This window comes from Nocardia anocheti (assembly GCF_029675105.1).
GTDB lineage: Bacteria > Actinomycetota > Actinomycetes > Mycobacteriales > Mycobacteriaceae > Nocardia.
On sequence record NZ_JAQQFV010000002.1, the window covers coordinates 137,394 to 155,609 of the forward strand.

General features: G+C 69.8%; 15 protein-coding genes and 1 tRNA gene. 2 read left to right on the forward strand and 14 right to left on the reverse strand.

Translation table 11 applies throughout. The annotated features are described in order from the left end of the window. Window positions 1–33: 33 nt before the first annotated feature. From QC180_RS04650 to QC180_RS04675, 6 genes are all read right to left on the reverse strand, one after another. The gene (locus tag QC180_RS04650; protein WP_278261341.1) at window positions 34–1,317 is read right to left on the reverse strand and encodes a WXG100 family type VII secretion target; all 1,284 of its coding nucleotides are present in this window, start codon (window positions 1,315–1,317) and stop codon (window positions 34–36) included. Window positions 1,318–1,448: 131 nt separating this feature from the next. Further along, entirely contained in the window at window positions 1,449–2,438 is a 990-nt protein-coding gene (locus QC180_RS04655; protein ID WP_278261342.1) for a GAF domain-containing protein, read from the reverse strand. Between the two features lie 8 nt (window positions 2,439–2,446). Next, a complete protein-coding gene (locus QC180_RS04660) occupies window positions 2,447–4,264 on the reverse strand; it encodes a putative bifunctional diguanylate cyclase/phosphodiesterase (protein ID WP_278261887.1) in 1,818 nt (605 codons plus the stop codon). 68 nt (window positions 4,265–4,332) lie between these two features. After that, window positions 4,333–6,483, reverse strand: coding sequence for an Rv1355c family protein (locus QC180_RS04665; RefSeq protein ID WP_278261343.1), 2,151 nt, complete (start codon window positions 6,481–6,483; stop codon window positions 4,333–4,335). Window positions 6,484–6,793: 310 nt separating this feature from the next. Further along, window positions 6,794–7,234, reverse strand: coding sequence for an AraC family transcriptional regulator (locus tag QC180_RS04670; protein WP_278261344.1), 441 nt, complete (start codon window positions 7,232–7,234; stop codon window positions 6,794–6,796). Continuing rightward, window positions 7,231–7,674 (reverse strand): GyrI-like domain-containing protein, encoded by a 444-nt coding sequence (locus tag QC180_RS04675; protein ID WP_189025953.1) that lies wholly within the window; start codon window positions 7,672–7,674, stop codon window positions 7,231–7,233. The genes QC180_RS04670 and QC180_RS04675 overlap by 4 nt, the downstream gene beginning before the upstream one ends. Window positions 7,675–7,888: 214 nt before the next feature. On the opposite strand from QC180_RS04675, the gene QC180_RS04680 reads away from it, so the two are divergent. Continuing rightward, complete coding sequence (locus tag QC180_RS04680) at window positions 7,889–10,063, forward strand: hypothetical protein (protein WP_278261345.1); 2,175 nt, start codon at window positions 7,889–7,891, stop codon at window positions 10,061–10,063. Here the strand turns inward: QC180_RS04680 and QC180_RS04685 are convergent. Next, entirely contained in the window at window positions 10,056–10,958 is a 903-nt protein-coding gene (locus QC180_RS04685; RefSeq protein WP_278261346.1) for an alpha/beta hydrolase, read from the reverse strand. The two genes, QC180_RS04680 and QC180_RS04685, sit on opposite strands and share 8 nt — an antisense overlap. Window positions 10,959–11,314: 356 nt before the next feature. Between QC180_RS04685 and QC180_RS04690 the strand changes: the two genes are divergently transcribed. Continuing rightward, entirely contained in the window at window positions 11,315–12,799 is a 1,485-nt protein-coding gene (locus QC180_RS04690) for an MDR family MFS transporter (protein WP_278261347.1), read from the forward strand. A 66-nt stretch (window positions 12,800–12,865) separates the two neighbouring features. On the opposite strand, the gene QC180_RS04695 is transcribed toward QC180_RS04690, so the two are convergent. The 7 genes from QC180_RS04695 to QC180_RS04725 form a co-directional block, all read right to left on the reverse strand. Beyond that, window positions 12,866–13,357: a nitroreductase/quinone reductase family protein gene (locus tag QC180_RS04695; protein ID WP_278261348.1), complete on the reverse strand. Its 492-nt coding sequence runs from the start codon at window positions 13,355–13,357 to the stop codon at window positions 12,866–12,868. After that, window positions 13,354–13,827 carry a flavodoxin family protein gene (locus tag QC180_RS04700; protein ID WP_278261349.1) on the reverse strand — a complete coding sequence of 158 codons (474 nt, stop codon included), beginning with the start codon at window positions 13,825–13,827 and terminating at the stop codon, window positions 13,354–13,356. The genes QC180_RS04695 and QC180_RS04700 overlap by 4 nt, the downstream gene beginning before the upstream one ends. Window positions 13,828–14,007: 180 nt before the next feature. Beyond that, a tRNA-Ala gene (locus QC180_RS04705) sits at window positions 14,008–14,080 on the reverse strand. Between the two features lie 97 nt (window positions 14,081–14,177). Next, window positions 14,178–15,194, reverse strand: coding sequence for a divisome protein SepX/GlpR (gene sepX, locus QC180_RS04710; protein ID WP_278261350.1), 1,017 nt, complete (start codon window positions 15,192–15,194; stop codon window positions 14,178–14,180). 136 nt (window positions 15,195–15,330) lie between these two features. Next, on the reverse strand, window positions 15,331–15,981 hold the full coding sequence (locus tag QC180_RS04715; RefSeq protein ID WP_278261351.1) for a GNAT family N-acetyltransferase: 651 nt from the start codon (window positions 15,979–15,981) through the stop codon (window positions 15,331–15,333). A 12-nt stretch (window positions 15,982–15,993) separates the two neighbouring features. Continuing rightward, window positions 15,994–17,253: a molybdotransferase-like divisome protein Glp gene (gene glp, locus QC180_RS04720; protein ID WP_278261352.1), complete on the reverse strand. Its 1,260-nt coding sequence runs from the start codon at window positions 17,251–17,253 to the stop codon at window positions 15,994–15,996. Further along, complete coding sequence (locus QC180_RS04725; RefSeq protein WP_278261353.1) at window positions 17,253–18,179, reverse strand: UTP--glucose-1-phosphate uridylyltransferase; 927 nt, start codon at window positions 18,177–18,179, stop codon at window positions 17,253–17,255. Before QC180_RS04725 ends, glp begins: the two co-directional genes overlap by 1 nt. Window positions 18,180–18,216: the final 37 nt, after the last annotated feature.

Below are 18,216 nucleotides of genomic sequence, written 5' to 3' on the forward strand. Positions count from 1 at the left end.
TTCCACGCCGTCGGCAGTGGAGACCTGCGACGCTCAGACCGTTCCGTCAAGATTCTGATACTCCCTATTGCCCTTCGCGGGGTTCTCGTTCACCAACGTGTAGCGCAGCGGCACCTGCTGGCCGGAGTACTTGTCGGTCACCGATACGCCCATATCTGAGGTGAAACGGGCCCAGTCGCCCGGCGGCATCGTCTGGCAACCCGCACTCGCGACGTCGTCTTCCCGGCCACAATGCCAATACATGGTGTCGCCACCTTCACCCCGGGCATTGTCGTTGAACAATCCGTCGTGGTTCGTGTCGTACTCGGCGTCGACTCGGGTGCCGTCGTCCATTTTGAAGACGTTGCCGTCACCTACCGTATCGTGCTTGTTCTTGAACCAGTTGTGCCCGTATTGGTAGGAGCCTTCGGGCAGCCGTCCCAGTTCCCGCTTTCCGTCCCCGTTCACGTCCCGGGTTTCGTGTTCGTTGTCGATATAGCGCGTGGTCGGATCGGTGTTCGCCCGGTACTCGCTGACGCGCTTGTTCCCGTGCTCGTCGGTCCAGATGAGCACGGCTTTGTCGTCGTACACGCCGTCGCCGCCGTTGGCCGCGGTATTGGTCTCCTTGCGAATCGCGAGCAGGTTCTTCTGACTCGAATCGACAGTGCCACCGTTTCTTTCGATCAGCGCTTTGTAGTAGTCGTATTTGGCGTCGATCTCCCGCTGAGCGGCCGATGTCTGCCCTGGCGCCTGGATGTCGGGATCCGAGATGTTCTTCGGGCTCGCCGCCAGGAAAGTGCTGGAATCACCGGCGGGCAGGTCGACGAACGCCTTCTCGATCGCGGCCTGCACCGAGGACGCCGCCGTGCGCGCGTTCTCCAGGGCCTGCTTCACGGCGGTGGTCGACGCGTCCGCGTCCACCTGGAGGGCACCCGCCGCCACCGTGTACGAGGACGCGTCGGGCAACTGTGACAGCAGCGTCTGGTGCGTGCTCGCGGAGATCGTGGTGGTGCCGTCAGCACCGACCTCGTAACCTTTGGCCTCGGCGGACTTCACCGCGTTCGTGACAGCGGTCTTGGCCGCGTCGAGCGTCCCCGCGCCCGCTTGGGCGGCGGCGGCGCCGTCTTGCAACGAGGTGATGAATGTCTTCGCCTTGGTGCGGGTTTCGTCGTGGACGGTGCGCATGGCGTCCGCCGCGCTGCCGGTCCAGAAGTCGCGCCCGGCGTCGACCGCGCGATACATGCTGTCGTCGAAAGCGGTGAGCTGGGCGGCCTGGGTCGACCACGTGTTCGCCCGGGTGGCCAGCGTGGCCGGTTCCCAGGCCAGCACCTGCGCCACCGTCAGTGCCTGGCCGAGTGCCGCGGACTCGTCTGCCCCTAGTGTCGTCATGACCCCCCGTTTTCCCTTGTCGGACTTCGCGGATCACGGTAGCACCGGTTCCCCCGACAGCCGGGCGGTCACGGAAACGGTTACGAGACCGGCTGATCGGCGTCGGTCCAGACGCGGAGGAGGCCGTGGCCGGTGGTGCCGGTGGTGATGGTGAGGACTTCGGCGTGGGCGCGGATCCAGTCGGATTCGGCGAAGCGGAGGTGGAGGGTGAGGCGGCGGGGGGTGCCGGGGGTGCGGGCCACCTCGGCGCAGGCGGCGCGCAGGGCGGCGTGGTCGGCGGGGGCGATGGTGGGGCGTTCGACGGCCCAGCGGTCCAGGGGTGGTGGGGGTTCGCCCGCCCATTCGTAGATGACGGCGTTGGAGAGCAGGATGAGGCCGACGCCGACGCCGGTGCGCTGGGAGACCGCGCGCAGCATGAGGACGTCGGGGTCGACCGCGGCCGCGTCGGCGTCGCGTTCGGGGATGGCGTGCATGAGCGCGCTGACGCGGCGCAGGCGCGGACGGGTGCGAGTGATCATCTGGAAGCGGCGCACGCCCTCGTCGTCGCCCGCCATGTCGACCTCGCCCTGCCAGTGACCGCCCTGTTCGAACGCGGTGGCCACGGCGAAATATTCGACCCGGCCGTCGAAGCGCACCATCCGACCGAAGGCGTCGGGTGGGGTGCGGATGACCTCGACGTGGTCGGGGTCGCGGGCGAAGACGAGTTCCTCCAAACCCGGTCCGTGGTAGGCGAGTTCGCTCTCGCCCTCCCAGTCCCAGGCGGCGACCCGGCGCCGTGCGCGCACCGGCGCGTCGGCGGGGCCGAGCCAGACCTGGACGCCGTGGATGCCGCCGAACGCGCAGCGCACGGGCTCGGTCACCACCAGGGTGTCGCCGACGACGCGCTGCCCGGACTCGCCCGCGCGGCCGCGTCGCACCGCGTCGAGCACCAGCCGAGCCGCGCCCGGTCCGAGCACGCGTGGCCAGCGCGGAGCCGGAATCCATTGTCTTGCTTGCGAATCCGTGGCGACCAGGGTGGGGGTGAGATCCTCGGTGAGGGTCTCCACGAGTAACCAGCCGTCGCCCGACATCGCCGCCGTCAGCTCGGCGCCACGCCGCGTCCCGCGCGGGGTAGGTCGAGGTCGAGGGGGATGCGGCCCTCGCGCAGCTGCGCCTCGACGTCCTCGGCGGGCATGGGGCGGGCGATCAGGAAGCCCTGGGCGCGATAGCAACCCAGGCCGACCAGCGTGCGCGCGGCCATCGGCGTCTCGACGCCCTCGCCGACCACGCCGAGGCCGAAGGACCCGGCCAGGCCGATGATCGACTTCACGATGGCCAGGTCGTCGTTGCTGTCGCCGAGGCGCTGCACGAAGCCGCGGTCGATCTTCACCGCGTCCACCGGCAGGGCCTTGAGGTGCGACAGCGAGCTGTAGCCGGTGCCGAAATCGTCGATGGCGATCTGCACGCCCATGCGCTTGAGGCCGCGCAGGGTGAGCCGGGTGCGCACGAGATCCTGCACGACGACGTGTTCGGTGATCTCCAGGCACACCGAGCTGCCGTCGATGCCGAACAGGCGCAGGATGTCCTCGATGCGCTCCACGAAATCGGCGCTGACCAGCTGCACCGGCGACACATTGATCCGGATGACGACATTGGCGGCCAGCCCGCGCCTACGCCAGTCGGCGAATTGCGAACAGGCCGAACGGATCACCCACCGGCCCAGTTCACCGGCCAGGTTGGTGGCCTCGGCGACGGAGACGAACGCGCCCGGCGGCAGCAGGCCGCGGGTGGGGTGCTGCCAGCGCACCAGGGCTTCCAGGGCCACGATCCGACCGGTGCGCAGGTCGACCTCGGGCTGGTAGTGCAGCACCAGCGAGCCGTCGGAGACCGCGCTGCGCAGGTTGAGCTCGACGTCGTCCTGGAGTTCGAACTGCGCGCGCATGGCGTCGGTGAACACCGCGACGCCGTTGCCGCCGCCGGACTTGGCCGACAGCAGCGCGTGGTCGGCGCGGCGCAGCACGTCCGAGACCGAGGTCTCCCCCGGAATGCCCACCGCGACACCGACACTCACGCCCCGGCTCACCGATTCCTGGCCGACCGAGACGCGGCGGCCGATCAGCTGCTGGATGCGGGTGGCCTCGAGCTCGGCGGCGACGGCGTCCATGGGCGCGGCGGGGACGATCACGAACTCGTCGCCGCCGAGCCGGGCGATCATGTCACCGGGCTCGAGGTTCTGTTTGAGGCGCCGCGCGAGGGTGCGGATGAAGTTGTCGCCCGCGCTGTGGCCGAGGAAGTCGTTGAGGGCCTTGAGCCGGTCGAGGTCGAGGAAGAAGGTGGCGACGGGGCCCGGATTGTCCGGGTGCAGCCGGTCTTCCATGTATTCGAGCAGGGCGCGGCGGTTGGCCAGGCCGGTCAGGTCGTCGTGCAGGGCGATGTAGCGCAGTTTCTCCTCGGCTACCACGCGGGCCTGTAACTGGGCGAACAGCGCCGAGATGGCCTTGAGCACGTTGAGCTCGCGCTGCGACCAGGCCCGGTCGCCCATCTTCACGAAGCCGAGCACGCCGGTGGACTCCCCGCGCGAGACCAGCGGCACGCAGGCCATGGCGACCTCGGGGATGCCCGAACCCTGACGGATCGTCTCCTGGTAGTCGGCGCTGTCGTTGCCGGGGCGCACGATCAGCGGCTCGACGGCGAATTCGAGGGCGCGGAACACCGAGTCGGCGTGTTCGAACTCGACCACGCGCAGCGGGTCGGGGTCGGGCACGTCCAGGCGCCGCGGCCACTCGGCGACCAGCACGGTCGCGCGGCGGGCGCGGTCGGTGTGGCGCAGATAGCTGAAGTCGACGTCGAAGTGCTCCACCAGGGAGGCGAGGACCCGCTCGCTCGCCGCCACCATCGTCGTGGCGTCGACACCCATCAACTCGGAGGCGACCTGGGTCACCAGTGAGTCGAGCGTTTGCCGAGGCACGTTGTCTCCGATCCGCGCTATCCGTCGTTCCTACTGCCGGGCACCGGCAACCGTCGACTGCGAACGCTCGCAGGCGCGGCGTAGCTCAGACGAAGAACCAATGCCACGTTCTCATCTTCAGGGATTCCCAGCACGTCCAGGAAACGCCTCTGAATGCTCGCAAGTGTATCTGTGAACTCGGGAGAAACGCTGCGCAAATCCTCGGGCCGGTCGGCGTAGAGGAACACCGGCGACACCGGCTGCACCGCCAGCCCCAGCAGTTGGGCCCGCATCCACACCCGTTCCACGGCCGCGCCCGCGCGCGCGTAGTCGGCCAGATCCGGCTCGTCACCGGCGCGGGGACGCATCGTCACCGCGATCAGCGCCGAACTCGCGCGCACCCGGTCGACGGTGAACTCCCCCAGCGCGGTGCCCCCGGACCATTCGCGCAACCGGTCCATCACATCGGTGCGTCTGCCCACCTGGAGCTTGGCCAGTTCGTCGGGCGCCGGGTCCAGGGTGCGCACGTCGATGCCGGTGCGCAGATCCTCGCCGGGCCAGCGCAGTTCGGCGTAGAGCTCGTCGTGCAGTTGCGGGGTGAGGTAGCGGACGCGGTCGCTGGCGCCCAGCAGTTGGGCGGCCTCGGCCAGCGCGTCCACCGAGGTGACGGCGTGCACGCTCGCCTGCTCGGCGGCGGCGGCCGACCGCAGCGCGGGCACCACCGTGGCCGAGAGCACGCGCGCGATGCCGAGGCGGCGGTTGGTGTGTCTGGCCAGCGCGAGGGGGTAGTCGGCGGCCAGGTCGGGGTCGCGGCCCGCGCGCAGGGGCAGGCGGGCGACCAGCGGGGCGGCGGACTCGTCGACGCGCAGCTCCGGCTCGCCCAGCAACCCGTGGGCCGCCGCGGCGACGCGGGCATTGTGCAGCGCGGCGCCGACGGCCACGGCGCTGCCGCGCAGGCGCACGTCCATGGCGGTGGCGGCGGTGGGGTCGAGGGTGATCTCGATGAGCTCGGTGTCGCCGCGCAATCGCCACGGCTGGACGTTGCCGCCCGAGGGGGCGCGCTGGGCGCAGGCCAGGATGGCGGCGACGGCGTCGGCGGGTGGTTGTTCCTCGGCGGGTTCGGGCGCCGGGTCGACGGGGTCGTCGTCGAGGTAGCCGGGTTCGGCGAGGGAGTCCAGGGCGGCCTCCAGGTCGACGCGGGTGCGTCCCGAGGACAGCTTGGCGCCGAGGCCGATCCGGCGCACCGCCGCGGTGACGATCGCCGCGCCGAGCTGCACGTCGCTGCCCAGTTGCGGCCAGGTGGTGATGGTTTCGCCGATCTCGGCCAGGCTGGCCGCCATTCGCGCCGACAACCGGCCCGGGTCCAGGATGCGCAGCACGTGCGGGGCCTTGGCCTTGGTGTCCAGGCCGCGCAGTTGGGCGCCGGTGGTGGTGCCGAGCAGGCCGTGGAAGGGTTCGCGGTCGGGTTCGAGGTCGTAGCGTTCGACGTCGAACAGGCCGCGGTCGCTGGTCTCCATCAGCAGCGGGATACGACGGCGGCGGGCGGCCTCGCGCACCGCGAACTTGATGTCGAGCGAATCGCATTCCTCCACGACCAGCGACAGGCCGTCGAGGAACTCGTCGGCGGTCTCGTCGAGCACGCCCGCCTGCCAGATCTCGACCGGCAGGTAGGGGTCGAGTTCGGCGACGCGGCGCGCGGTCACCACCGACTTGTTGACGCCCACGTCGAAGAGCCCACCGGGCACCCGGTTCAGGTTCGACAGCTCGATGGTGTCGAAGTCGGCCAGCCGCAGCCGCCCGCACGAGCCCTCCAGCGCCAGCGCGTAGGCCACCGAGTGACCCACGCTCTGGCCCACGACACCGACCGCGAGCCCGGCCAGTCGCTGCTGTTCGTCGCGGGTGAGCTTGTTGCGGTTGCGATCGGAGCGGATGGCCCGGAACGCGTCGGGTCCGAGGACGGCCACCAGCGCGCGCCGCCACGGGTAGTAGACCCAGCGCTCCTCGTGCGGGTCGATCCCGGGCGGCAGTCCGACCAGGCGGTCCAGCTCGGCGCGCAGGCCCTCGCGCAGGTCGGTGTGCTCGATCCAGGCGGTGGCCAGCAGCTGCCGCAGGGTTGCCGCGTCGGCGGCGTCGGCCGGATCGAGGACCAGGGGGCGGTACGGCGCCGCGGAATCGTCGAATGCGGTCATCTACGGGGCCGACCGACGAGCTCCGGTGACCGCGGCCGACTCGGCCCGTCGGTGAATATGCCGCAAACCCGCCTCGTTGCGCGTTGACTCGACAGCCATCGTGTTCCTACTCAAGTGCTCCACGCCCGCGCGCGGTCGGCGTCCTGCCGATGCCGACAGGTGCAGTATCCGTCATAGAACACGATTCCACCAGGCGAGTGGCTAATTTTCCGGAAACCTTCTGGGCCAGGTGAAATAATCGCAGGTCAAACGGGGTGAGCACAGGGAGGCCGCAAAAACCGATACCGAACGGTTCGAAACCGGCTATTTCTCAGCTATCCACCGTGATGGAGACGAAGAGTTCGACGGTGTCCGGGCCGTGCCAGACCTCGATCTCCTCGGCGTAGGCGCGCGAGATCTCCGCCGAGGCGGTCGCGTCGTCGACCTGGGCCCACACGTCCTCGACCGGGTCGTGATAGTCGCCGTTGGGCGCGAACCGCGCGTAGATGCCCTTGGGGACGCGCACCATCAGGTCGCCCACCGGCACCTCGTCGGGCGTGGCGTACTCCCGGGCGACCAGGGCGTTCCAGTTGCCCGCGGCATCGGGGACGTAGACGGTGTGCAGCGGCTCGGTGCCGTGGGGACGGTCGCGCAGGCGGTCCTTGAGGAACTCGATCAGATCGCTGTTGCTGACCTTGAAGCTGGGATGCACGCGAGGCACGGCCAGGCCGCCGTAGAGTGCGGCGCCGCGCACCACGATCGAATAGGTCATCGCGGATCGACCGCCAGGTAGAGGTCGATCTTGTACGCGTGCGGGTAGCACTCGAAATCGCCGGTGAAGGTGCGCTTGATCTGGTTGTGTTCCTCGGCGTAGGCGATCTGGGTCCACAGATCCGTCATCACCTGCGGGAAATTACCCACCGAGGAGAAGCGCGCGTAGGTGCCGCGCGGCAGGCGGGCGGCGAGATGACCTCGGGTCACCTGGTCGAGCGAATCGCACTGGTACCCGACGATCTGGGTGTTGTAGGTGCTCAACTCACCGGTGTAATCGGTGTAGGCGCTGGCGAGGGGGCCGCCGAGGTCCTGATGGAGGACCGCCGACCACGCGGCTTCGAGATCCCGGTCGCGCAGCTCACCGAGTGCGCGCTTGGGACTGCGGACCGGCAAACCGGCCACCCAGGTCTCGTCCCGCTCGACGATTTCGAACTGCATTGATGACTCTCTCGAAGGGTCGGCTCGGTTGCGCCATGCTATCAACATCGGACGCCGACGGCGGTGACACACCGAGTTGGTCGTCCACCCAACCTAACCCACCTGAGCTGGTCAAACGTCCATCACCACGCGAGGCATTGTCCGATTCACTTCGATGGCCTAAGCTCCCGCGCTCGTGGGGATACGCGCGGCACTCGCACCGCGAAAACACGTCATGTCGTGGGCGGCCGGTGTCGCCGGTGCCGTGCTGGCCGGGTATACCGCTGTGCTGCTGGCGAATCCGCGACACTTCTACACCGACGACACCGAGGCCCAGTACGCGCCGATGTGGCAGCTGCTCGGTGCCGAACTGCGCGCGGGCCGCTTCCCGGCGATGGTGCCGTGGGAGTGGATGGCGGGCAACTACAGCCTCGAGGAAGCCGCGCTCTACAACCCGCCGCAGCTGCTGGTCTACCTGCTGGCGCCCTCCTTCGACAACCTGGCGCTGTACGCGACGGCCGTGAAGCTGGTGTTCTCGGTGATCGCGGCGCTCGGGGTGTTCCGGATCTGTCTGGCCTACGGCGCCCGCGCGCCCTGGGCGGCGGTGGCCGGGGTGGCGTTCCCGTTCAGCGGGTGGTTCCTGTTCTTCGACGAGGCCAGCTGGTTCACCTCACACACCGGCACCGCGTGGCTGGTGCACGCCTGGGCCTCCGCGGTGCTCTACGCGCGCGGCAAGGCCGGGCCGATCCCGCTGTTCGTGTTCCTGTATCTGGCGCTGACCATCCAATATGCCTTCCCCGCAGTGGAGTCCGGGCTGATGATCGCGGCGGTCGCCGCCGGTGAGTACCTCTACCGGCGGCAGTGGGCGCCGGTGCTGCGACTGCTCGGGGTGGCGCTGCTGGCGGTGCTCGCGTCGATGGTCGCCAATCTGCCGATCCTGCTGTCCTCGCAGGTCACCTGGCGCGGTGATGTCTCCTCGATCTACAACGATCCGTTCCTGACGGTGCCGTGGTCGGAATCGCTGAATGCCTCACTGCCCAGCACGGTTCCGGCGTTCACCGCGTGGTGGGGGCACGTGCAGCCGCTGCCGATGGTCTACATCGCCTGGTTCCTGATCCCGGCGCTGGCCTTCGTCGACTGGCGTGCCGCGGCCAAGGCCGCCGCCGAGTGGAGCGGCATCGCGCTGTTCGCGATGGCGGCGCTGATGTGGACCGCCGGGCCCGGCGCGATCGGTCCGCTGCGTTGGCCAGCGCGGGTGCTGCCGATGCTGGCGATCGCGCTGCTGGTGCTGGTGTGCGTGCTGGTCAGCCGGTACGGGGTGTTCGGCGGGTCGCGCCGGGTCACCGCGGCCGGGGCGCTGATCGCGCTGCTGTTCCTGCGATCGTTCTCCGCCGCACCGAAACTCGTCGAGCGGCATGTGCTCGCGGTGGCGGTCGTCGCCGCACTGGGAGCCTGCGTGGTCTGGCTGGCGCGACATCGGGGCGTCACCGCGGCGGCCACGCTGACCATCCTGGCGACGTTCCCGATCGCCTACACCCAGGTGGCGATCGCCCCGCCGACGCCCATGTCCTACAACTTCCCCGAGCGCCGCTCCGAGATGGCCGCCGCGTTCCCCGACTTCGGCGGCCGCACACTGCAATTGGCCGATCGGGTCATGGTGCGCGCCGAGGACCGTACCCTGTCCGGCGCCTACGGCTCGATCGCGCTGGGCAGTTACGCCAAGAATCTCGGGCTGAAATACGTCAACGGCTACACCCCTGTCGGGCACGCGGCCTTCGCCGGACTGCTGTGCATGGCCTGGGACGGCGGCACCTGCCCGGACGCGTATCGGCGGGCCTTCGCCGTCGAACCGTCCTCGGACACCCGGATCGTCGATCTGATGATGCTGGATCGCGTTGTCCTGCAACGATCGCAGTATCCCGACGCAGGCACTCAACCCGCGCCCACGGGTTGGAAGTTCGTCACCTATCCCGGGCACGAGAACCGCGTCTGGGTCCTCGAACGCACCGAGCCGCTGCCCCATCCGGGTGACCTCATCGCCCACGAGTCAGGGGTGAAGGCCGCCGTCATGCCCGAGGGAGGCCTGACCAACAGCACCACCGTCTCGTCGGGGACCGGTGGCCGGATCGTCTTCTCCCGCCTGGCCTGGCCCGGTTACACCGCCACGCTCAGCGGGCGCGAACTGCCCACCCGCGCGGTCGCCGACACCTTCCTCGCGGTCGACATCCCGCCCGGCACCCACAACGCCACCCTCACGCTGACCTGGCGGCCACCCGGTCTCCCGGTCAGCCTGACCTGCGCGCTGCTCGCCCTGCTCGGGCTCGCCGCGACGCAGTGGTGGTATCGCCGCACGCTCGGCGCCGGGACCCCGGCGAGCCCCACCCTCCCGGCGCCCGAACTGCTCAACTGATGGCGGCGGCCAGGTGCGGCCAGGCCTCGTGCAGGTCGGTCTCGAACTGGCCCCAGGTGTGCGAGCCGGTCGGACGGTGCACGTGCGTGGCCGGGATGCCCAGCTGGGCGAGCCGACCGGCGAAGGCGGCCGTGCAGGCACCCGCGATGGTCTCCAGCGGCGGGAAGGGCAGGCCGCGATCGCTGGCGCCCGGCAGGCCGGTGGCCGCGGCCAGGAACACCGTCTTGCCCGCCAACCGGCCCGCGTTGGCGAACACGTCGTGCTCCCGCCACCCCGGACCGCCCGGCACGCCCCACATGTTCCCCGGGTTCCCGCCACCGCGAACCGCCTGGGCGCTGGCCATGGCGATGCCCGCCGGGTCGGCCGCCCACGGGCACCCGCTCAGGGCCGCGACCGCCGAGAACCGGGAGCTGCGGATGGTCAGGTCCAGCGCCGAGGACGCGCTCATCGACACGCCCGCGATCGCGTTGCGCCCGCTCGCCCCGAGCGTGCTGTCGATGACGCCGGGCAGTTCCTCGGTCAGATAGGTCTCCCAGCGCACCCGGCCGACGCCGGGGTCGTCGGAGACCCAGTCGGTGTAGAGCGTGAACGCACCGCCCACCGGCATCACCACGTTCACGAACTTGTCCTCGAAGAACCGCCGCACATCGGTGTTGTCCCACCAGGAGATGCCGTCGGCGCCGCCGCCCGCGCCGGTGAGCAGGTACAGCGTGGGCGCGCCCGGACCGGCGGCCTCGAGCACGCGGTTCTGGATCACCTTGCCCATCGCCGGGGAGTACACGTCGAGCTGGGCGGCTCGGCCACCCAGCGGCGCCTCCCCCGCCACATACGCCCCCGGATCGGCCTGCGCGCCGGAGACAGCCAGTCCCAGCGAGGCGACGATCGAACACACCACAGCAAGCCATCGTCTCGATGTAGTCACTGATCCGGTATACCCCGTGGCCTCACCCGACACACTCCGTCACACGCGTCCCAGCGGAATCGTCATCCGAGAACGGGGGTGACCAGGCTCACTTTGCGCCGTCGCGGACCGCGCGATACCGCGACGACCTGGCGATACCCCGTGCGCCGTAGCGCCGACTACGGCGAAAACCAGGTGATTCGTGTCGGTGGCAGGCGGAATACTGGCCCGCGCCCGATGAGTTGGTCCGTGCGACACCGTCTCTATTCCTGTGGTGCCGGTCGCGTTCGCGACGACCCGGCATCGGGCCGCCGCCCGCCGTTCCCCCATTTCCCCGGAGGTATACCCCGATGTCAGCCGATCCATCCGCACCTGTGTCCACGGGGCGGACACCGACCGTCATCCGGGTACTGGTGCTCGCGACGTTCGTCGTGATCCTCAACGAGACCATCATGATCAACGCGATCCCCCGGTTGATGAGCGATCTGCACGTCACCGAGGTCGCCGCGCAGTGGGTCTCCACCGCGTTCATGCTCACGATGGCCGCCATCATCCCGACCACCGGCTGGTTCCTGCAGCGCGTCACCACCCGCCAGGCCTACGCGGCCGCGATGGGCGTGTTCATCACCGGCACCGTGCTCTCGGCGCTCGCGCCGACCTTCGCGGTGCTGCTGATCGGCCGGATCATCCAGGCGGGCGGCACCGCGGTGATGATGCCCCTGCTCATGACCACCCTGATGACCGTGGTCGCCGAACAGGACCGCGGCCGGGTGATGGGCAACGTCACGCTGGCCATCTCCGTCGCGCCCGCCATGGGTCCGGTCATCTCCGGCCTGATCCTGCAGCTGCACGTCCCGGGGATCGACTCGTGGCGGCTGCTGTTCGTGGTCATGCTGCCGATCGCCGGTGTGGTCACCTGGCTGGGTCTGCGTCAGCTGCAGAACGTCGGTGAACCGCAGCCCGGTGTGCTCGACCTGCCCAGCGTCGCCCTGGCCGCGCTCGGCTTCGGTGGTCTGGTGTTCGGTCTGAGCAAGTTCCACAGCGACGGCTACACGACCCCGGCGCTGATCGTGGCCGCCGGTATCGCGCTGATCGCCGCGTTCGCGCTGCGTCAGGCGAGCCTGCAGCGCGGCGGCACCCCGCTGCTGGATCTGCGCGTGCTGCTGATCGGCACCTACGCCAAGGCGCTGGTGCTCATGGCCGTCGCGTTCCTGGCCATGATGGGCTCGATGATCCTGCTGCCGCTCTACCTGCAGAACCTGCGTGGCCTGTCCCCGCTGGAGACCGGTCTGCTGGTGATGCCGGGTGGTCTGGCGATGGGTCTGCTCGGCCCCACCGTCGGCAAGCTGTTCGACAAGTTCGGCGGCCGCGCGCTGGTGATCCCCGGTGCCATCGGCATCGCTGTCTCGCTGGCCGGGTTCACCCAGATCTCGCTGACCATGCCGTACTGGCAGCTGCTGGGCCTGCACATCCTGCTGATGGTCTCGCTGGCCGGTGCCTTCACCCCGGTGTTCACCCTGGGTCTGGGCGCGCTGCCGATGAACCTGTACTCGCACGGCAGCTCGATGCTGGGCACCCTGCAGCAGGTGGCCGCGGCCTTCGGTACCGCCCTGGTGGTGACGGTGATGTCCTCGCGCAGCACCTCGCTGATGGCCGAGGGCACCGACCCGGCCACCGCCACCCTGGACGGCATGCGGCTGGCCTTCCTGGTCTCGGCGGTGCTGGCGCTGATCGTCATCGCGATGGCGGTCCTGCTCCCCAACCGCTCCGCCAACCCGCACGGCGCCCACCCCGCCGCCGACGAACCGGAGACCCCGGAACTCGTCAAGAACTGATCCGCCCCTCGAAACCCCCGGTCGCCCGCCGCGTCCGGGGGTTTCGTCGTTTCCGCCCGGGTTCCGTCAGGACCGGGCGCGCAGGATGACGAACGGGATCTCCCGGTCACCCGCCCACGACTCGTAGTTGTCGAAGTTCACGAACTGGTGCGAGACGCGGGGTCGCAGCTTCTCGCGCTGCGCCGCGTCGGCCACGACCGCGCGCACGGCCAGCCGCCTGCGCCCGACCCGGATATGGGTGTCGGGGTCGGCGAGCAGGTTGAGATACCACTGCGGATGCCGCGACAGCCCACCCTGCGACGCGGCGACCACCAGATCGGCCCCGTACTCGACGTACCCCAGCGGCGCGGTGTAGATCTCCCCCGACTTGCGACCCCGGTGTTCGAGCAGCAGCACCGGCGCCGGATTGCGCCCGGCCGCGCCGACCCGGTACGTCCGGCCCAGCCGCCCGCCGGTGCCGCGATAGAGCCACACGTGCGCCAGCCCCATGTACTTCATGATCTTCGGCAGAACCGGCGAGTCGTAGTACGAGGGGCGCGGCGCGGGCGTGCCGCTCATGAATTGGCGGCGATGCGGGTGCGCAGTCCCTCGGCAAAGGTCCGGGCGGCGGCGAGGTCGTCGGCGTTGGGACGGCCCTTGCGCACGCCGCCGACGATCAGGAACGGCAGGTAGGTGTCGTAGCCGTAGCAGGAGAACGAGTCGATGACCCGGAAGCCCTTCTTCTCCAGCAGCGCGACGAAGTTGCGCTGGTAGCGACGGAAACCCGGCTCGGGAAAGCCGCTGGTGTGCAGGACGAAGGCCCGACCCCGCTGACCCTCCGGCAGCTCACGGACGAACTTGCGCAGCTCCGGGTAGAAGTCCATGTTGCGCACCCCCGAGCCGAAGCCGACCAGGTCGTAGGTGGCCAGCTCGGCGGCGTCGATCTCGTCGGGATCGACGATCCGGGCCCCGAGCACCTCCCCGATCACCTCGGCGACCTTCCTGGTATTGCCATGGGATACCGACTTGCACACGATGACGGTCTTCATGCCAATGCTCCTTGATTTCTCGAATCATGGTGATGTCGGCCAACTCCGGCCACCATTCCAACCTAGCCACGCGCCCGAGGTGGGGAAATCATCCGATCGACCGCGCCACTACCCCTTTCGATCCACCCCGTCCCCCGACGACGAAGAAGGGCCCGGTCGATGACCGGGCCCTTCTTTTTGTGGAGCTAAGGGGAATCGAACCCCTGACCTTCTCGATGCGAACGAGACGCGCTACCAACTGCGCTATAGCCCCGTGCGGCTCTGGCGAACCGCGCTGTGACACTGTATCAGGCGTTGCGCCCGGATACCGAATCGGTACTCTGACCTGCTGTTCTGCGGAGATTCACCAGTTACTCGCCGACCGCGCGACCGAGGTCTTCGACCCGGTGGCGGAGCGCGCGAGACGTGGCCGGATCGAAGGCTTCGAGGTACTCGAACATCGGGTCCTCGTCGTCGGTGTCGAGCAGGGTGGAGCGGCGGCGCAGGGCGCGCGCGGTGTCGCGGTCCATGGTGCGCCGCGTGGTCGCGGCCTCGGGGGTGACCTCGGCGTCCTCGCGCCGCTTGCCACGGGTGAGGCGGGCCGCGCGCCGACGCCGGATCTCCTCCTCCACGTGCACCTGCTTGCGCAGGTAGGCCAGGTAGCCGGTGAGCACGGCCGCCGACAGGCCGCAGGCCCACCAGAACATCGAGTTCAGCAGCAGCCCGAAGGCGGCGAACAGGATGACGGCGATGATCAGGCCGAGCACGGCGCGCTGCCGGAAGCTGTAGCGGGCGGCGCGCGCGATGGCGTCGGCCTCGGGGTCGTAGCCGCCGCGGCCACGCCGGGAGGGGACGAAGTCGTCGTCCTCGTCGAGGGCGGCGCCGGATTCCTCGACGGGCTCGACGTCCTCGAGCCGGGCGGGCGGGGCCGGGGGGATGCGGGCCGACATCGACGCGTCGTCCTCGGCGGCGGCCGAGACCTGTTCGGGCGCATCGTCTTCGGTGTCGGGATCGGCGAGATCGGCTGTCTCGTCGGGTCGTTCGGCGGAGTCGGTGTCGGGGCCCGGCGCGGCCGCTTCGAGTTCGGCTACCGCGGTGGTCTTTTCGTCGTCGTCTTCGGTGACGGGCTCATCGGTCGTCATCCGATCCTCCGAATCAGTTCGGTGGGGGCGCTTGCTCAGCACACGGGGGCGGTAGTCGGGATCGGTCTCGTGATCGCCCGCTGCCCCGATGCGGATCCGCCGTTCGGCCCCGCCACGGTGCAGCACACGGGTGGCGAGCGCGGCATCGGTGGTGCGGCGGATCCGGGGATGCCGGTCCGCCATGATCGGGAACAGGACGAAGACCCACAGCACGACCAGTCCGATCCACAGGATCGAATTCGGCATCGCGGTCATCACCTCCCGTCCCCGCCTGCGTGTTGTCCTTCTGTGGACGCACCACCGACGTCCGTAGGTTAATTCGGGCGCACGCGCCCGTGTGGCAGGCGCGCCGTGCACACCTGCCACATGAGTAACAGAAATTTCACGGCAGCGCCGCTCGACCCTCCCTGACCAGGCGGTCCGACACCGTCCCCATGACCTCTTCGACTGTGAGACCGACCAGCATGTGATCGCGCCAGGCGCCGTCGACATCGAGGTAGCGCCGCAGCAACCCCTCCTCGCGGAAGCCGACATTGCGCAGGACCGCCTGGCTGGCCAGGTTCTCCGGCCGCACCGTCGCCTCCACGCGATGCAGGCCGACCGGCCCGAAGCAGTGGTCCAGACCCAGCGCCAGCGCGGCCGTGGCCACACCCTGACCGCCCAGATCCTTGGCCACCCAGTAGCCGATCCAGGCCGAACGCAGCGCGCCGCGCACGATATTGCCGATCGTCAGCTGCCCGCTGAACTGCCCGTCGACCTCGATGACCAGTGGGATCATCGCGCCCCGGCGGGCCTCGGCCTTCAGACTCGTCCACAGCGAGGGCCAGTTCGACGCGTGGTTACGCGCCTCCCAGCTGCCGCGCCCGGTCGGTTCCCAGCGCTCGAGGTGGTCGCGGTCGCGCAGCCGGATGCGACTCCAGGCCGCGGCGTCGCGAAAACGCACGGGGCGCAAGGTCACCTGGCCACCGGCCACGATCAGCGGGCCGAGCCGGGCGGGCCATCCGGGATGCTGACCTGCCCGGAACACGTTCATCGACTCCACGTTTCAGCCGCGCTGCGCCAGGAACGCGACCCGCACCTCGTCACCGGTGCGGAAATCGGTGTCGTCGGGTTCCACCACGATCAGGCTGTTGGCCTCGGCGAGGGTGGCCAGCAGGTGCGAGGACCCACTGTTGCCGTTACCCAGCGGCTGCACCAGGTAGTCGCCGGTGGCCTCGTCGCGCAGCAGTTGCGCGCGCAGATAGCCCTTGCGTCCGGGCATCGAGGACACCGGAGTGATGGTGCGCGCGTTGACGATCCGACGCATCGGCTGACGGCGGCCCAGCGCGATCCGGATGAGCGGACGCACCATCACCTCGAACACCACCAGCGCGCTCACCGGATTCGACGGCAGCAGGAAGGTGGGCACCTCGTCGCGGCCCAGTCGTCCGAAGCCCTGCACCGAGCCGGGATGCATGGCCACCCGGTCGACCTCGAGTTCACCGAGCCCGTCGAGCGCCTCGCGCACCTGCTCGGAGGCCCAGCCGCCGACCGCGCCCGCGATCACCACGACCTCCGAACGCACCAGCTGGCCCTCGACCACATCGCGCAGGCGGCGCGGGTCGGCGCTGACGATGCCGACGCGGTTCACATCCGCGCCCGCGTCGCGCGCGGCGGCGGCCAGCGCGTAGGAGTTCACGTCGTAGACCTGGCCGGGGCCGGGGGTGCGGTCGATATCGATCAGCTCGCCGCCGATCGAGATCACCGACAGGCGCGGACGCGGATGCACGAGCACCTTGTCCTGGCCGACGGCGGCCAGGAGGCCCACCTGGGCGGCGCCGATGATGGTGCCCGCGCGCACGGCGACGTCACCGGGCTGCACGTCGTCACCGACGCGGCGCACGTAGTCGCCCGAGCGGACCGGCTCGAAGACCTTGATCCGCGCGCGACCGCCGTCGGTGAAGTCCACCGGCAGCACCGCGTCGGCCAGGGTCGGCAGCGGGGCTCCGGTGTCGACGCGCACGGTCTGGCGCGGCTGCAACCGGATGGGCTGGCGCGAACCGGCCACCACCTCGCCGACCACCGGCAGGGTGAGGTCGATGATCTCGCCCTCTTCGTCGCGGACATCGGTGCCCGCGGCGGTGACATCGACGCTGCGCACGGCGTAACCGTCCACAGCGGCCTGATCGAAGCCGGGCAGCGGACGTTCGGTGATGACGTCCTCCGCGCACAGCAGTCCCTGGGCCTCGGAAATCGCCACCCGGACCGGCCGGGGCGCGACCGCTGCCGCGGTGACCTTGATCAGCTGATCCTCAACCGAGCGCATCAAGCTCCTGTGTTGTTCGGGTCCCACTCCGGGCTCAGCCGGAAATTCAGCCACTCGCGCAACTGTGGGCCGTATTCCTCCCGCTCGAGGGCGAAATCGACGGCAGCTCGAAGATAACCGCCCGGGTTGCCCAAATCGTGGCGCGACCCACGGTGGACCACCACATGGACCGGGTGACCCTCGGCGATCAGCAGCGCGATGGCATCGGTGATCTGCAGTTCTCCGCCCGCGCCGGGTTCGATGCGGCGCAGTGCGTCGAAGATCACGCGGTCGAGCAGGTAGCGTCCGGCGGCGGCCAAGGTCGACGGGGCGTCGGCCAGGGCGGGTTTCTCGACCATGCCGCGCACGCGCAGCACGTCGGCCTCGGCGCCGTCGTCGAGGGTCTCCACGTCGAAGACGCCGTAGGCGCTGACCTGGTCCTTGGGCACGTCGATGGCGCACAGCACCGAGCCGCCGCGCTCGCGCCGGACCCGGCTCATCGTCTCGAGCACCCCGCACGGGAGCACCAGGTCGTCGGGCAGCAGCACGGCGATGGCGTCCTCGTCGGCGTCGAGCACGGCCTCGGCCTGGGCGACGGCGTGGCCCAGCCCCAGCGGCTCCTCCTGCACGACCGAGGTGACGTCGAGCAGCGCGGGCGCCTTGCGCACCTTCTCCAGCAGCGCGAACTTGCCGCGCTCGGCCAGCGTGCTCTCCAGCACCAGGTCCTCGACGAAGTGCGCGACCACGCCGTCCTTGCCGGGCGAGGTCACGATCACCAGCCGGTCGGCGCCGGATTCGGCGGCCTCGGCGGCGACCAGTTCGATGCCGGGGGTGTCGACCACCGGCAGCAATTCCTTGGGCACCGTCTTGGTGGCAGGCAGAAACCGCGTTCCGAGCCCGGCCGCGGGGACCACCGCAGTGCGGAATCCGGAGGTCTTGTCTGTCATGCGCATACCCTATCCATTCTTGTGCCGTCCGATCGCC

Excerpts from the sequence above, each read along its gene's own strand:
- QC180_RS04725 (WP_278261353.1), bottom strand. The coding sequence starts at position 18,179 with ATGACAGACAAGACCTCCGGATTCCGCACTGCGGTGGTCCCCGCGGCC.
- QC180_RS04665 (WP_278261343.1), bottom strand. The coding sequence starts at position 6,483 with ATGACCGCATTCGACGATTCCGCGGCGCCGTACCGCCCCCTGGTCCTC.
- QC180_RS04675 (WP_189025953.1), bottom strand. The coding sequence starts at position 7,674 with ATGCAGTTCGAAATCGTCGAGCGGGACGAGACCTGGGTGGCCGGTTTG.
- sepX (WP_278261350.1), bottom strand. The coding sequence starts at position 15,194 with ATGCCGAATTCGATCCTGTGGATCGGACTGGTCGTGCTGTGGGTCTTC.
- QC180_RS04660 (WP_278261887.1), bottom strand. The coding sequence starts at position 4,264 with ATGGGTGTCGACGCCACGACGATGGTGGCGGCGAGCGAGCGGGTCCTC.
- QC180_RS04690 (WP_278261347.1), top strand. The coding sequence starts at position 11,315 with ATGTCAGCCGATCCATCCGCACCTGTGTCCACGGGGCGGACACCGACC.
- QC180_RS04700 (WP_278261349.1), bottom strand. The coding sequence starts at position 13,827 with ATGAAGACCGTCATCGTGTGCAAGTCGGTATCCCATGGCAATACCAGG.
- QC180_RS04670 (WP_278261344.1), bottom strand. The coding sequence starts at position 7,234 with ATGACCTATTCGATCGTGGTGCGCGGCGCCGCACTCTACGGCGGCCTG.
- QC180_RS04655 (WP_278261342.1), bottom strand. The coding sequence starts at position 2,438 with ATGTCGGGCGACGGCTGGTTACTCGTGGAGACCCTCACCGAGGATCTC.
- QC180_RS04715 (WP_278261351.1), bottom strand. The coding sequence starts at position 15,981 with ATGAACGTGTTCCGGGCAGGTCAGCATCCCGGATGGCCCGCCCGGCTC.
- glp (WP_278261352.1), bottom strand. The coding sequence starts at position 17,253 with ATGCGCTCGGTTGAGGATCAGCTGATCAAGGTCACCGCGGCAGCGGTC.
- QC180_RS04695 (WP_278261348.1), bottom strand. The coding sequence starts at position 13,357 with ATGAGCGGCACGCCCGCGCCGCGCCCCTCGTACTACGACTCGCCGGTT.
- QC180_RS04680 (WP_278261345.1), top strand. The coding sequence starts at position 7,889 with ATGTCGTGGGCGGCCGGTGTCGCCGGTGCCGTGCTGGCCGGGTATACC.